Source organism: Bacillus cereus group sp. BfR-BA-01524 (genome assembly GCF_022662595.1).
GTDB classification, from domain to species: Bacteria; Bacillota; Bacilli; order Bacillales; family Bacillaceae_G; genus Bacillus_A; species Bacillus_A thuringiensis_S.
Window position 1 is genome coordinate 1 of record NZ_JAKUDW010000469.1, and the last position, 221, is coordinate 221.

Sequence of the window (221 nt, forward strand, 5' to 3'; positions counted from 1 at the left end):
CTGAAAGCATCTAAGCATGAAGCCCCCCTCAAGATGAGATTTCCCATAGCGTAAGCTAGTAAGATCCCTGAAAGATGATCAGGTTGATAGGTTCGAGGTGGAAGCATGGGGACATGTGGAGCTGACGAATACTAATAGATCGAGGACTTAACCATATAATATGAAGCAAATGTTATCTAGTTTTGAAGGAATATGCCTTCATAGTTTGGTGATGATGGCAG

The 221-nt window shown here is 42.1% G+C and carries 1 rRNA gene; it reads left to right on the forward strand.

The window, feature by feature from the left end:
- Positions 1–155 (forward strand): 23S ribosomal RNA (locus tag MR170_RS31930); the annotation flags it as partial.
- Positions 156–221 lie beyond the last annotated feature (66 nt).